This window comes from Pseudoalteromonas sp. Scap03 (assembly GCF_013393115.1).
Taxonomy (GTDB): domain Bacteria; phylum Pseudomonadota; class Gammaproteobacteria; order Enterobacterales; family Alteromonadaceae; genus Pseudoalteromonas.
Window position 1 is genome coordinate 2,703,903 of record NZ_VDEU01000001.1, and the last position, 12,907, is coordinate 2,716,809.

Genomic DNA, 12,907 nt, shown 5'->3' on the forward strand with positions numbered 1-12,907 from the left:
CTATTCAAATGGAGCCGTATCGCCGCAGCCTACACGTAAAATTTGAATATCGTCCTCTGATAAATCAATTACCGTGGTTGCTTGCTCTGTGAGGTATCCGCCATGAATAATTAAATCGACATGCTTATCTAGACGATCCAAAATGTCATCGGGGTCCGCTTGCGTGTATTCATCACCCGGTAAAATAAGTGAGCATGACATTAATGGCTCACCCAATTCCGCAAGTAACGCACAAGCAATTGGGTGTTCAATAACACGAATGCCTATGGTTTTTTTCTTATCGTTTAATAAGCGTTTAGGTACTTCTTTTGTGCCTTTAAAAATAAACGTATAAGGCCCTGGGGTATTATTTTTGATCAGCCTGAACATTTGGTTATCTACCCGAGCATAAGTAGAAAGCTCAGATAAATCGCGGCACACTAAAGTAAAATTATGGTGTTTTTCAATACCACGAATACGCTCTATGCGCTCTTTTGCTTGTTTGTTACCTAAATTACAGCCAATCGCATATCCCGAATCTGTTGGGTACACAACTACGCCGCCCTGTTTAATAATATCAACAGCTTGAGAAATTAGTCTAGGCTGTGGGTTATCCGGATGTATATGAAATAATTGACTCATAATGCAACTCCTTCGTGCTTTTCCCATGTTTGCCAAACCCCTTGGCAATCTTTAGGTAAGTATAAATTTTTTCCAAGTTCTAAATAACTAGTCGGAAAATGAAAATCAGAGCCTTGAGAGCAAAGCAGGTCGTATTCTTGACTCAACAAGCCTAGAAACTGACGCTCACTCGGGGCCTGTTGCGGTTGGGCAACTTCCATTGCATCACCGCCCACCGATTTAAACTCTACGAGTAGTTTACGCAACCACTTATTCGACATTTTGTAGCTACTTGGGTGCGCCAAAACAGCCACCCCACCGGCGGAATGAATCGCTGAAATTGCCGTTTGCATATCACACCAGTTACTCGGTACGTAACCGGTTTTTCCTCGCCCTAAGTACTTTTTAAATACCCCAGGAAAGTTTTTAGCCACACCTCGCTCAATTAAAGCTCTGGCAAAGTGAGCGCGAGTAATTTGCGCATTTTCAGCCAGATCGCGGGCTTGTTGATAAATACCCTCAAAGCCATTTTTAGTTAATCGATGGCCTATTTCAATTGCACGGGTTTCGCGCTTTTGCTGTTGCTCGCTAAGTAATGTATGCAAAGTGCGATCATTGGTATCAATGTTAAGCCCAACAATATGTATTTCAAAACTCTCCCATTTGGTTGATATTTCAACCCCATTAATCAGTTTAAGCGGCAAGTTTTCACGTTTGATAAAAGCCTGCGCAGGCTCAATTGCGGCCACAGTATCGTGATCGGTAATGGCAAATACATCAATGTTTTTATCGACTGCTCGCGCTAATAGTTCCTCAACGGTTAAATGTCCGTCTGAGTGTGTTGTATGGCTATGTAAGTCGTATTTTATCAAATGAAAACTACTTTAATTAATGGTTTAAGGGTGTTTCACACAGTATAACAAGTTTTTTAACGAAATTGTTTTAAATAAACACTTGACACAAAAGCAGTTGATACGTTTTACTGTAGCCACTTTTAGACATTAAAGAATAAATAACAATGAAAAATACAATTCAAAACATCATCTGGTGGTGGCACTCTTAAAACAAAGGGTGATGAATTGTCGTGTCTAAACAAAAAATTCTAACCCGCTACCATGCGGGTTTTTTTATCACTAAATTTTGCAATACAAGATTAACAGGAATTAAAAACATGAATAACGTAAACACTCTTACACATCATTGGTGGTGGCGCCTGGCATAGCGGGACGGTAATGGTCTATCTATAATTTAGACATCGTTATTCAAACCCCGCACTGCTTAGCATTGCGGGGTTTTATTTTTTTAGGGGATGAGGTTTGATTTTTAGTCATATAACAACAACACCAGGTGAAGTGACCAGCATAACGCAAGTACGAGACTACATAAGTAGCCCACTTGCCTTGTATGCGGCACTTGATAAACCTAACTCACTATTGCTTGAATCTGCAGAAATAGATTCAAAAGATAGCGTAAAAAGCTTAATACTGGTTGATTGTGCATTGCGTATTGTTTGCCAAGGCAACCAAGTGAGCATCAGTGCACAATCAAACAACGGCCAACAACTACTTAACTATTTGCAGGCTAATGTACAAAACTGCGCTTCACAGTTAACCGATACCACACTCACACTTGAGTATCACCCAGTCGATGACACCATTGACCAGGCTAGCAAACTGATTGCAGATAACGCTTTTAGTGCACTACGCACGTGTTTAAATAGTATTAGAAGCACCACTGACAATCCGTTCTCAGTGTTTTTAGGCGGCGTATTTGCCTACGACATGGTGGCTAACTTTGAACAACTATCCGATGTGCCTGACGGTGAAAACACCTGCCCAGACTACGTATTTTATTTAGCCGAAACACTGGTTGTTATTGATCACCAAAAACAAACAACCGAGTTAATTGGTAATGTGTTTAATGGCCCAGATGTTCACGCTAATTGTTTTGAAGTGGGCAAACAATTAGAGCGCCTTAATACATTGTGCGACCACGCCGCAGACTTTAGTGCCCCAAGCCAAACAGGTGACTGCCCTGTAAATGTTGATATTAGTGATGAGCAATATTGTCAACAAGTGATAAAACTTAAGCAACACATAGTTGATGGCGATATTTTTCAAGTGGTGCCCTCTCGTACTTTCTCATTGCCGTGCCCTGACTCATTACATGCTTATAGCCAGCTTAAAAAGCAAAACCCAAGCCCCTACATGTTTTACATGCGTGATGAAGATTTCTCATTATTTGGCGCTTCTCCAGAGTCTGCGCTTAAGTATGAGGTTAAGTCTCAACAAGTTGAGGTTTATCCGATTGCAGGTACTCGTCCACGGGGTAAGTTTGCAACTGGACAAATTAATCCCGATTTAGATAGCCGTATTGAACTTGAGCTCAGAAACGATCAAAAAGAACGTGCCGAGCACTTAATGCTGGTTGATTTAGCACGTAACGACGTTGCTCGTATAAGCGTGCCTGGTACACGCCATGCCAAAGAGCTATTAAAAGTAGACCGCTATTCACAAGTAATGCACTTGGTATCACGTGTAGTAGGAAAATTAAAACCCGAATTAGATGCTCTGCATGCTTATCAAGCCTGTATGAACATGGGTACCTTAGTGGGTGCCCCCAAAGTACGTGCGGCAGAATTAGTACGCAAAACTGAAGGCAAACGTCGCGGTAGCTATGGTGGCGCAGTTGGCTATTTAACCGGTGACGGTGCCATGGACAGCTGTATTGTTATTCGTGCCGCCTTTGTTAAAAATAATATTGCGTATGTGCAAGCCGGTGCTGGGGTTGTATTTGATTCAGATCCAATGTCAGAGGCAAACGAAACGCGCGCTAAAGCCCAAGCGGTGATCACCGCGATTAAATCGACGTATAAGGCAGTATAAAATGAGTGAAGCACACCCTATTAAAATTTACTTTTTAGATAACTTTGACTCATTTAGCTACAACCTTGTTGATGAGCTAACAATGCTAGGTGCTGAGTTAGTAGTTTACCGAAACAACATTAGCGCAGAGATCATATTCGAAAAAATGCAGGCAGAGCGTGGACAAGTACTGCTGGTATTATCACCAGGCCCTGGTGCGCCTAGCGATGCAGGCTGCCTTATGGAGTTAATTAACCTGTGTAAGGGCCAATTTCCAATGCTAGGTATTTGTTTAGGCCAACAAGCGCTAACACAAAGCTATGGCGGAGTAATCGGTCACGCTGGTGAAACCGTACATGGTAAGTCATCAATTATTGAGTTAGACGATCACCCGGTGTTTAACGGGATGGGTAGCACTATACCAGTGGCGCGTTATCACTCATTAATGGCCACAAAAGTGCCTGATAACTTAGCGGTTATTGCCAAATACCAAGATATTCCAATGGCTATTTATCATCATCAAGACAATGCACTGGGCTATCAATTCCACCCAGAGTCAATTTTAACGCCCAACGGCGCAATGCTACTACAGCAAAGCGTTGCTTATTTAACACGTGCCAAATAAAAGGAACATTATGACTAATCAATTACACAGCCCGCTTAATGTTCAACACGCCATTGAGCACATCATCACAAAGCAGTCACTTAGTTACGTGCAAACAAAATCGCTATTTGATCAAATTATGCAAGGCAATATGAACGATATTGAACTCTCTGCGCTGCTTATTGGCCTTAAAATGAAAGGTGAAGTAAGCGATGAGATTGCCGGTGCAGCCGCTTCAATGCGTGAAAATGCCGTTGCCTTTACCACTAATAAAACGCTACTTGCTGATAGCTGTGGCACCGGTGGCGATGGTTCAAACACTATAAATATTAGTACCACGGCCGCGATTGTGGCGGCCGCGGCAGGTATTAATATGGTAAAACATGGAAATCGAAGCGTGTCGAGTAATTCTGGGTCTGCTGACTTGCTCAAAGCACTGGGGATCAATATCGATATGACCCCAGAGGTCGCTGCTCGTTGTTTAGAGAGCACAAATTTTACCTTTTTATTTGCACCGCACTACCACAGCGGGGTGCGCCATGCGATGAACGTGCGTACCAGTTTAAAAACCCGAACCATTTTTAATATTCTTGGGCCACTGGCTAATCCAGCAGCTCCTGAGGTGCAATTACTCGGCGTGTACGATGAGTCTTTATGTATGCCAATGGCACAAACGCTTAATACTCTAGGCACTAAACGCGCTATGATAGTGCACGGCTCTGGTACTGACGAAATTGCCTTACATGGCCCAACACAGGTTGTAGAGCTTAATAATGGTAAAATTACTCAGTACACACTCAGTCCAAGTGATTTTGACCTTGCAAACTATTCACTTGAACAATTAGCCGGTGAAGGCCCACAATACAATGCAAACGCCAGTCTTGCTATTTTACAAGGTAAAGGCACTGAGGCACACAACGCCGCAATTGTTGTTAATGTGGCCGCATTGCTGTACTTAACCGGCCAAGCAGAGTCGTTAAAACAAGGTGCGCAAATAACAAACTCTTTATTACGTTCAGGCAAGGCCATGGACACATTAAATGCAATTATTGAGGTAAGTCATGGCTAATGTATTAGACAAAATTATTGCCGATAAAAAAATAGAACTAATCGAGCGTAAGGCTGCACGGCCACTAGAGAGCTTTAAACACCAAGCCAAACCGACTGAGCGTAGTTTTTACAAAGCACTGGCAGCACCTGGTACGCAGTTTATTTTAGAATGCAAAAAAGCGTCGCCCTCTAAGGGGTTGATTCGTCAGCCTTTTGATTTAACAGAAATCACCCAAGCGTATAAGCAATATGCCACTTGTATGAGTGTGTTAACTGACGAAAAGTACTTTCAAGGCAGTTTTGATTACCTTGAATTTGTGCGCAGCCAAGTAGAACAGCCGCTTATTTGTAAAGACTTTTTTATTGATGAGTACCAAGTTTATATGGCACGTCTTTATGGCGGCGACGCTATTTTACTTATGCTATCTGTGCTTGACGATCAGCAATACAAAACACTGCATGAAGTGGCCGACTCATTAAATATGTCAGTATTAACTGAGGTAAGTAACGAAGAAGAAGTTCACCGTGCGCTGGCACTAAATGCACAAATAATTGGGATTAATAATCGAGATTTGCGTGATTTAAGCACCGACTTAGCCACTACAGAACGACTACGTAAACTTATTCCTGAAAATAAAGTGGTTATTTCTGAGTCAGGTATTTACACCCATCAAGATGTAAAACGCTTAGCCCCTTTATGTAATGGCTTTTTAATTGGCAGCTCATTAATGGCTGAAGCTGATCTAATACAAGCATGTCGTCGCGTTATATTAGGCGAGAACAAAGTGTGTGGCTTAACTCGCAATCAAGATGCTATTGCAGCCTATAGCAATGGCGCTGTGTATGGCGGGTTGATTTTTTACCCTAAATCCCCCCGCTTTGTTGATTTAGATTGTGCTAAAGAAATCAGTCAAAGTGCGCCTTTAAAATTTGTTGGCGTATTTGTTAATGCTGCTATACCTGATGTGGCTGAACACGCTAAACAACTTAAATTATCAGCCGTTCAATTACATGGCCAAGAAGATGAACAATACATTGCGTCATTACGTAGTGAATTACCACGTAATTGCCAAATTTGGAAAGCGCAGGCAATAAAAGATGTTTTACCACAACCCGTAGCAGGCGCAGATCGCCATTTATACGACACCCACAGTGATTCACACGCGGGTGGCACAGGTAAAACATTTGATTGGTCGGTACTGCGTGATGCGACCACCCCCTTTATGCTTGCTGGCGGCTTAAACCCAGACAATATTAGCGATGCCCTCTATCACGGAGCTTTAGGACTTGATTTAAATTCAGGTGTAGAGCAGTCTCCTGGTAAAAAGTGCGCAAAAAAATTAAATCATGCTTTTTCAAGCATCAGAAACTATTGAGGTTAAAATGCAAAATCCAGCTTATTTTGGCGAGTTTGGCGGAATGTTTGTTCCCGAGTTACTCGTACCTGCGCTAAAGCAGTTAGAAAGCGAATTTAACAAAGCGCAAAAAGATCCTGATTTTCAAGCTGAATTTACACAGCTTTTAAACGAGTATGCAGGTCGCCCTACGCCGCTTACGTTAACTCGCAACTTAGTTAAAAACCCTAAAGTTAAGCTTTACTTAAAGCGTGAAGATTTACTCCACGGTGGTGCACACAAAACTAATCAGGTGTTGGGTCAAGCATTACTGACTAAACGCATGGGAAAAAAAGAAGTTATAGCAGAAACCGGTGCAGGCCAACACGGTGTAGCCACCGCACTTGCGTGTGCATTACTTGGCTTAAAATGTCGTATTTACATGGGTGCAAAAGACGTTGAACGCCAACAGCCTAATGTATTTAGAATGAAACTTATGGGCGCTGAAGTTATTTCGGTTACAGCAGGTTCGGGCACATTAAAAGATGCGGTTAACGAAGCTCTGCGTGATTGGTCAGCAAACTATCAAGAGGCACATTACTTACTAGGTACGGCTGCGGGTCCTCATCCTTTTCCAACAATTGTACGTGAGTATCAAAAAATTATTGGCGAGGAAGCTAAACAGCAAATTCTTAAAGCGGAAGGTCGACTACCTGATGCGGTTTTAGCTTGTGTAGGTGGTGGCTCCAATGCCATTGGTATGTTTACTGATTTTATTGACGAGCCGGGTGTTAAATTAATTGGTGTAGAACCAGCAGGTAAAGGCCTTGATACCCACGAGCACGGCGCAACCATCTGCAAAGGCACTAAAGGTATTTTACACGGCACTTATACCTACATTATGCAAAATGACGATGGCCAAATTGAAGAGTCTTACTCTGTATCGGCGGGATTAGATTACCCTGCTGTAGGGCCACAACATGCATTTTTACACGAAACTGGTCGAGCTCAATATGTAGGCATTAGCGATACCGAAGCTCTTGATGCGTTTCAAGCACTGGCAAAACACGAAGGTATTATTCCGGCACTAGAATCAAGTCATGCCATTGCATATGCACTTAAATATGCGGAAGAGTTGCAAGAAGAAAGCATTTTAGTGGTTAATTTAAGTGGCCGTGGCGATAAAGATTTAGCCCACGTACACAAGGTATTATCAGAGGAAGGTCAATTATGAGCCAAGTAAAAACTGACCGTTACGGACAAATGTTTGCAGCACTAAAAGAGCAAAACCAAGGCGCGTTTGTACCATTTGTTACTATTGGCGATCCGGGGAAATCGCAAAGCATTGAAATTATTAAAAGCTTAATCGATGGCGGCGCAGATGGACTAGAGCTAGGTATTCCGTTTTCAGATCCGATTGCCGACGGCCCTGTTATTCAAAAGGCCAATATTCGTGCTTTAGATGAGCACATTAATACACAAGATTGTTTTGATATTATTAAAGAAATACGCCAGTACAATGCCGACATCCCAATTGGTTTATTACTGTATTCAAACTTAATCTTTAAACGTGGCTTAGAAAAGTTTTACACTGATGCAAAAGCAGTAGGCGTTGACTCTATTTTAGTGGCTGATGTGCCATTACACGAGTCTAAAATGTTTAGAAAAGCCGCCATGGCAAACGGTATTGACCCGATATTTATCGCTACGCCGAACGCCAGTGACGATACGTTGCGTGAGTGCGCATCGTACGGTCGCGGTTACACTTACTTACTGTCTCGTGCAGGGGTAACAGGCACCGATACTAAAGCACAAATGCCTGCAACACACGTGGTTTCGCGCTTACAAGAGTACCACAGTGCGCCTGCGTTATTAGGCTTTGGTATTTCAACACCTGATGATGTAAAAGCCGCGCTTAAAGCCGGTGCTGCGGGTGCTATTTCAGGCTCTGCAGTAGTAAAAATCATTGAAGCAAACCTAAATGATTTAAATGCAATGACCACACAATTAAAAACATTTGTAAGTGAGATGAAAGCCGCAACAGCGCTTTAATCAACGGTGTTTTTAATCACTAAAAAAGGGCATGTAACATGCCCTTTTTTATTTAAACTACAAACTTAATGCGCTTGATGCTTACCCTCAAGAATCTCTTCTATAAACTTAGCATTAAACGCGTCTAAATCTGAAGGGCTGCGACTAGTCACTAAGCCTTGATCAACACACACCTCTTGGTCGACCCAGTTAGCACCGGCATTAATTAAATCACTTTTAATACTCGGATATGAAGTGACCTTTTTGTCTCTGAGCTTGTTAATCTCCGCGAGTAACCACGGCGCATGGCAAATAGCGGCAACGGGTTTGTTTTTCTTTGCTCCAAAAAAACCATCTGCAAATGCCTTAGCATCCGAGTCTTGGCGTAAGCTATCGGGATTAAACAAGCCACCAGGCAGTAAAAGCGCATCGTAATCACCGGCATTTGCATTGGCTGCTAATTTATCAACAGCAACTTTTTCACCCCACTTGTCTTCATCCCATGCGGTGATCTGCCCTTCTTTAATAGAAACAACTTCAATATCGGCGCCCGCTTCAAGTAAAGCAGCCTGTGGCGAGAGTAACTCGCTTTGCTCAAATCCATCGGTGGCTAAAATGGCAATTTTCTTACCTTGTAAACGATTACTGTTATGTAAGTTACTCATTAAATACTCCTTATTTCATTCAATACATAACTGTATTTGCATATCACATACCAAATATAACACGCTGAATATAATAAGGTTTTATAAATATGAATAAACAAGTAATGTAAATTATTTACACTGATTGCAGATACTACAGGCAAAAGTAATAAAGCAAAGAGCCTGTAAGCTAAATAGTGGCTTTTGGGGAAGAAGCGAACTTACAGGCACTAAAGTTTTAAATTAAAGGCGCTCTTTTAACGCTTTTGCTGGTTTAAATACGGCTTTATTAGCCCCTTGTATTTCAATCGCTGCACCAGTTTGTGGATTACGACCAGTACGCGCTGGGTAGTAACTAAGTGCAAAAGTACCAAAGCCTGAAATTTGTACCTGATCGCCTTCAGACAGCGACTTTGTAATCACTTTTTGTAAGCTGGTTAACGCAGCTTGTGCGTCTTTTTTTGTTAATTCACTCGCATCCGCAATAGCTGCAACCAATTCTGCTTTATTCATTTTTTGCTCCTAAATACACGCCTAGGCTTAAACCTATTAACGTGGCAATACAATGATGTAAAAATAAAAGCAGGCAGGCTAAGGGTTGCAAGGGGGTAAGTCAACCTTAACCGGAAGCCAAGTGCCTTAGTAAGACTCATTGGGTTTAAATATAATCAGCTTGACTGTTTTATAGTCATAAAGATGACTTAATCGTTTGCTAAGGTGAAATAAAAATCACCGTGAGCAAACGTGAACGCTAATCAATACCGCTGGTTTGAATTTACCTTTATCTTTATCATTCTGCCTTTAATTGGCTTTAATATTCGCCAATATTTATCTAACTGGCTTATTCCAGCACTGATCATCCTCATGAGTGTGTGCTGTATGTTGTTATTAAACGACAGCCACTTTAAACGTTTTAGATTAACTAGCTTGGGGCAGTTTTCTGCTGTGAAGCGCCGCATGTTTAGTTTTTTCTTTATTGGCGCATTATTTTCGGGGGTATTTTACAACTTACTTTACCAAGGACACTGGTTTACTTTACCTCGTGAAAATCTCACCGACTGGCTAATGCTATTAATGCTCTACCCTTTATTGTCGGTGATCCCACAAGAATTAATATTTAGAACCTACTTTTTTCATCGTTATAAGCGCATTATGCCCAGTAAATGGCTACGCATTATTATAAGTGCGAGTGTATTTGCACTGGCACATATTGTTTACGCTAATTGGGTTGCAGTAAGTTTAGCATTTATAGGCGGATTACTATTTGCATATACCTACGCACAAAGCCGCTCAACCTTTGCCTGTGTTCTTGAGCACAGCTTATGGGGCATATGGATGTTTACCCTAGGGATGGGTGACTATTTAGACTCTGGTGCACTGAATTAACAAGCAGCAATAAAAAAGCCGCGACAGGCGCGGCTTATTTAGATTTAGTTTAAATTAAAAACCAAAAATACTGATATCAAAAAACTTCGTTGCAACGGTATTTACAAAAATGATTAATAATATCGCTGGAATAAAGGTTTGCAGTGAAAAGTTAACGTACTTTTCCATAAAGCTATTAGCATAATTAGGAGAGCCTTGTCTTAGCTCTTCGCTTAAGCGAACTTTTTTCCATTTATACATTACAAACAAACACACCATTAAACCATTTAAAGGCAATATTGTGTCGTAAAATACGTCATAAACAACATCAAAAAAGCTCTTATTACCACTACCGTAGCTAGTAAAAGTAGTTAGGCTGTCAATCATACCAAACGACATAATACACAAAATAGTTAATATACCGGTTGATAAAGTGAGTATGCCCAGCGCTTTTTTACGGCTAATGCCTTTACGATCGCTTAGTGTTGCTGTTGGTACTTCAACAATAGATACCAGTGATGTGATAGCAGCAAAAAATACTAATAAGAAGAAAATAAATGCCACGGCTGATGCGCCAAAGTAACCAATATCATTTTGTAGCGCTAATAAAATTTTTGGAAGGTAGACAAAAATCATTGAAACTGACGAGTCAGATAACTTAGCCGGATCGGTATTTGGGTCAAAGCTAAAAATAGCCGGTAACACCATTAAGCCTGCTACAAACGCAACCAGTGAGTCGGTAATAGCGACCATTTTAGCACTGCCTACAATGTCATCTTTTTTCGAGATATAAGATGCATAGGTAATTAAAATACCCATACCTAACGACAATGAGAAAAACGCTTGGCTCAATGCACCGTTAAGCACGCTGGCATTCATTTTACTAAAATCAGGAATAATGTAGTACTTAACACCGGCCATGGCGTTATCAAGAGTGAGTACGTAACCCACCAATATAATAAGCATGACAAATAAAGCTGGCATTAAAAATTTAGCTGCTTTTTCAATGCCGTCTTTTACGCCACCGACCAAAATTAGGTTAACAATAACTACTACCAGCGCCATATAACCAAACACGGTATAGCTATTTATAAACTCACCAAAGTGTCCAGGGTTTGCCAGCATATCTAAATTACCCAGCGCGGTTTGGCTCAAGTAACCAAAAATCCACACCGTGATCACCATATAAAAAACAGCAATCATAAATGGCGTTAATACCGCTAAAAAGCCAGCAAATTTCCATTTTTTGTCGTTATTAGCTAATTTTTTGTATGCACCTAGCGGGTCTTTTTGTGCATGACGACCCATGGCCATTTCAGCCATCATTACGGGTAAACAAATGAATGCGACAAACAAAGCATAGACGAGCAAAAATGCACCACCGCCATTCTTAGTCGCAGAAACTGGAAAGCCTACTAAGTTACCAATACCTACAGCAGAGCCTGCCGCTGCCAATATAAATCCTAAGCGGGAGCTAAAGTGCTCTCTATTTTCACTCATGTAATAACCTTGTTATTATTTATCTTATCCAAGGGACTCTACCAGTGTTACGCAACGCTTTTCAAGCAATTACCGTGTAAAAAAACATTCTTGCTGTAAACATCGCCATAAACACTTTTAATTCACCATTTATCAACGCTATGCTAGTATGCAGTTAATTAAATTTAACAAGTTTTGAGAGTATTTATATGTTGTATATGATTTATTCAACAGACGTCCAAAATAGTTTAGAGCACCGTAAAGCGGCTCGCCCAGCTCATTTAGCGCGCTTACAAATCCTAAAAGACGAAGGCCGACTATTAACCGCAGGTCCACTTCCGGCCATTGATAGTGAAGACCCTCAAGATTCAGGCTTTACGGGTTCTTTAGTGATTGCTCAATTTAATTCTTTAGAAGACGCCAGAGAATGGGCGGCAGATGATCCTTATGTTGCCGGTGGCGTATATGAAAACTCTATTGTTAAACCATTTAAAAAAGTGTTCCCTGCTTAATTAAACTATGACCACCCTGTTTAACTGCAACCAGCAATTCAGGGTTTGTTCACTCATTTTTAATTAAACTTTGCTTACTAAAAACTTAAATACGCCGCAAGGTATTAAAGTTTTAATGGCTTAGTTTTTAAGCTAGGCAGGTCTGTTCTAGGAGTTCCGTAATGCGTGTATTATTAATACTCAATTTAATCGCGGTAGTGTGTTTGGCTAATTTTGCCCACGCAAACAATACCAAAAGCAAAACCGATAAAGTTGAGGTAAGTAAAAAAAAAGCAGTAATACTTGCAAAACAAACTACAGACGGTACAACGTTAAAGATCTCTGAAGAAACACTTTTTTTTACTGTACGAATTTTAAAAGCTGACGGCCACGTCGTCGATTTGAAAATAAACAAGAAAACTGGCGAAGTGAAAAAGGATTAACC

14 protein-coding genes are annotated in these 12,907 nt (G+C 41.0%); 9 read left to right on the plus strand and 5 right to left on the minus strand.

What is annotated here, in order from left to right; all coding sequences use genetic code 11:
* Together FHG08_RS12345 and FHG08_RS12350 are read right to left on the minus strand one after the other, a co-directional pair.
* Entirely contained in the window at window positions 1-621 is a 621-nt protein-coding gene (locus FHG08_RS12345; RefSeq protein ID WP_010390225.1) for an L-threonylcarbamoyladenylate synthase, read from the minus strand.
* Window positions 618-1,472 (minus strand): PHP domain-containing protein, encoded by an 855-nt coding sequence (locus FHG08_RS12350; protein WP_178956166.1) that lies wholly within the window; start codon window positions 1,470-1,472, stop codon window positions 618-620. Before FHG08_RS12350 ends, FHG08_RS12345 begins: the two co-directional genes overlap by 4 nt.
* A gap of 444 nt (window positions 1,473-1,916) precedes the next feature.
* On the opposite strand from FHG08_RS12350, the gene FHG08_RS12355 reads away from it, so the two are divergent.
* Genes FHG08_RS12355 through trpA form a run of 6 tightly spaced genes read left to right on the plus strand, consistent with a single transcriptional unit; the run spans window position 1,917 to window position 8,504 of the window.
* On the plus strand, window positions 1,917-3,485 hold the full coding sequence (locus FHG08_RS12355) for an anthranilate synthase component 1 (protein WP_178956167.1): 1,569 nt from the start codon (window positions 1,917-1,919) through the stop codon (window positions 3,483-3,485).
* Window position 3,486: 1 nt separating this feature from the next.
* Window positions 3,487-4,089: an aminodeoxychorismate/anthranilate synthase component II gene (locus FHG08_RS12360; protein ID WP_178956168.1), complete on the plus strand. Its 603-nt coding sequence runs from the start codon at window positions 3,487-3,489 to the stop codon at window positions 4,087-4,089.
* 10 nt (window positions 4,090-4,099) lie between these two features.
* A complete protein-coding gene (gene trpD, locus FHG08_RS12365) occupies window positions 4,100-5,137 on the plus strand; it encodes an anthranilate phosphoribosyltransferase (protein WP_178956169.1) in 1,038 nt (345 codons plus the stop codon).
* Entirely contained in the window at window positions 5,130-6,494 is a 1,365-nt protein-coding gene (trpCF, locus tag FHG08_RS12370) for a bifunctional indole-3-glycerol-phosphate synthase TrpC/phosphoribosylanthranilate isomerase TrpF (protein WP_138605982.1), read from the plus strand. Before trpD ends, trpCF begins: the two co-directional genes overlap by 8 nt.
* 7 nt (window positions 6,495-6,501) lie before the next feature.
* Complete coding sequence (trpB, locus tag FHG08_RS12375; protein WP_138605980.1) at window positions 6,502-7,686, plus strand: tryptophan synthase subunit beta; 1,185 nt, start codon at window positions 6,502-6,504, stop codon at window positions 7,684-7,686.
* On the plus strand, window positions 7,683-8,504 hold the full coding sequence (gene trpA / locus FHG08_RS12380; RefSeq protein ID WP_138605979.1) for a tryptophan synthase subunit alpha: 822 nt from the start codon (window positions 7,683-7,685) through the stop codon (window positions 8,502-8,504). Before trpB ends, trpA begins: the two co-directional genes overlap by 4 nt.
* Window positions 8,505-8,569: 65 nt before the next feature.
* Here the strand turns inward: trpA and FHG08_RS12385 are convergent, their stop codons facing one another.
* Together FHG08_RS12385 and FHG08_RS12390 are read right to left on the minus strand one after the other, a co-directional pair.
* Window positions 8,570-9,148 carry a type 1 glutamine amidotransferase domain-containing protein gene (locus tag FHG08_RS12385; RefSeq protein WP_138605977.1) on the minus strand — a complete coding sequence of 193 codons (579 nt, stop codon included), beginning with the start codon at window positions 9,146-9,148 and terminating at the stop codon, window positions 8,570-8,572.
* Between the two features lie 222 nt (window positions 9,149-9,370).
* Window positions 9,371-9,640, minus strand: a complete 270-nt coding sequence (locus tag FHG08_RS12390) for an HU family DNA-binding protein (protein WP_010390237.1) — start codon at window positions 9,638-9,640, stop codon at window positions 9,371-9,373.
* Between the two features lie 231 nt (window positions 9,641-9,871).
* Between FHG08_RS12390 and FHG08_RS12395 the strand changes: the two genes are divergently transcribed.
* Window positions 9,872-10,513 carry a CPBP family intramembrane glutamic endopeptidase gene (locus FHG08_RS12395; protein ID WP_138605975.1) on the plus strand — a complete coding sequence of 214 codons (642 nt, stop codon included), beginning with the start codon at window positions 9,872-9,874 and terminating at the stop codon, window positions 10,511-10,513.
* Between the two features lie 54 nt (window positions 10,514-10,567).
* Here FHG08_RS12395 and FHG08_RS12400 read toward each other — a convergent pair whose 3' ends face one another.
* Window positions 10,568-11,992, minus strand: coding sequence for a sodium-dependent transporter (locus FHG08_RS12400; protein ID WP_010390240.1), 1,425 nt, complete (start codon window positions 11,990-11,992; stop codon window positions 10,568-10,570).
* 188 nt (window positions 11,993-12,180) lie between these two features.
* Here FHG08_RS12400 and FHG08_RS12405 point away from each other — a divergent pair, with 188 nt between their 5' ends.
* Complete coding sequence (locus FHG08_RS12405; RefSeq protein ID WP_178956170.1) at window positions 12,181-12,483, plus strand: YciI family protein; 303 nt, start codon at window positions 12,181-12,183, stop codon at window positions 12,481-12,483.
* Between the two features lie 161 nt (window positions 12,484-12,644).
* Window positions 12,645-12,905 carry a PepSY domain-containing protein gene (locus tag FHG08_RS12410; protein ID WP_010390245.1) on the plus strand — a complete coding sequence of 87 codons (261 nt, stop codon included), beginning with the start codon at window positions 12,645-12,647 and terminating at the stop codon, window positions 12,903-12,905.
* Window positions 12,906-12,907: the final 2 nt, after the last annotated feature.

What these genes read in the sequence shown, in the direction of transcription:
- FHG08_RS12345 (WP_010390225.1), bottom strand. Translation starts at nt 621, where the DNA reads ATGAGTCAATTATTTCATATACATCCGGATAACCCACAGCCTAGACTA.
- FHG08_RS12360 (WP_178956168.1), top strand. Translation starts at nt 3,487, where the DNA reads ATGAGTGAAGCACACCCTATTAAAATTTACTTTTTAGATAACTTTGAC.
- trpD (WP_178956169.1), top strand. Translation starts at nt 4,100, where the DNA reads ATGACTAATCAATTACACAGCCCGCTTAATGTTCAACACGCCATTGAG.
- trpCF (WP_138605982.1), top strand. Translation starts at nt 5,130, where the DNA reads ATGGCTAATGTATTAGACAAAATTATTGCCGATAAAAAAATAGAACTA.
- trpB (WP_138605980.1), top strand. Translation starts at nt 6,502, where the DNA reads ATGCAAAATCCAGCTTATTTTGGCGAGTTTGGCGGAATGTTTGTTCCC.
- trpA (WP_138605979.1), top strand. Translation starts at nt 7,683, where the DNA reads ATGAGCCAAGTAAAAACTGACCGTTACGGACAAATGTTTGCAGCACTA.
- FHG08_RS12385 (WP_138605977.1), bottom strand. Translation starts at nt 9,148, where the DNA reads ATGAGTAACTTACATAACAGTAATCGTTTACAAGGTAAGAAAATTGCC.
- FHG08_RS12390 (WP_010390237.1), bottom strand. Translation starts at nt 9,640, where the DNA reads ATGAATAAAGCAGAATTGGTTGCAGCTATTGCGGATGCGAGTGAATTA.
- FHG08_RS12400 (WP_010390240.1), bottom strand. Translation starts at nt 11,992, where the DNA reads ATGAGTGAAAATAGAGAGCACTTTAGCTCCCGCTTAGGATTTATATTG.
- FHG08_RS12405 (WP_178956170.1), top strand. Translation starts at nt 12,181, where the DNA reads ATGTTGTATATGATTTATTCAACAGACGTCCAAAATAGTTTAGAGCAC.
- FHG08_RS12410 (WP_010390245.1), top strand. Translation starts at nt 12,645, where the DNA reads ATGCGTGTATTATTAATACTCAATTTAATCGCGGTAGTGTGTTTGGCT.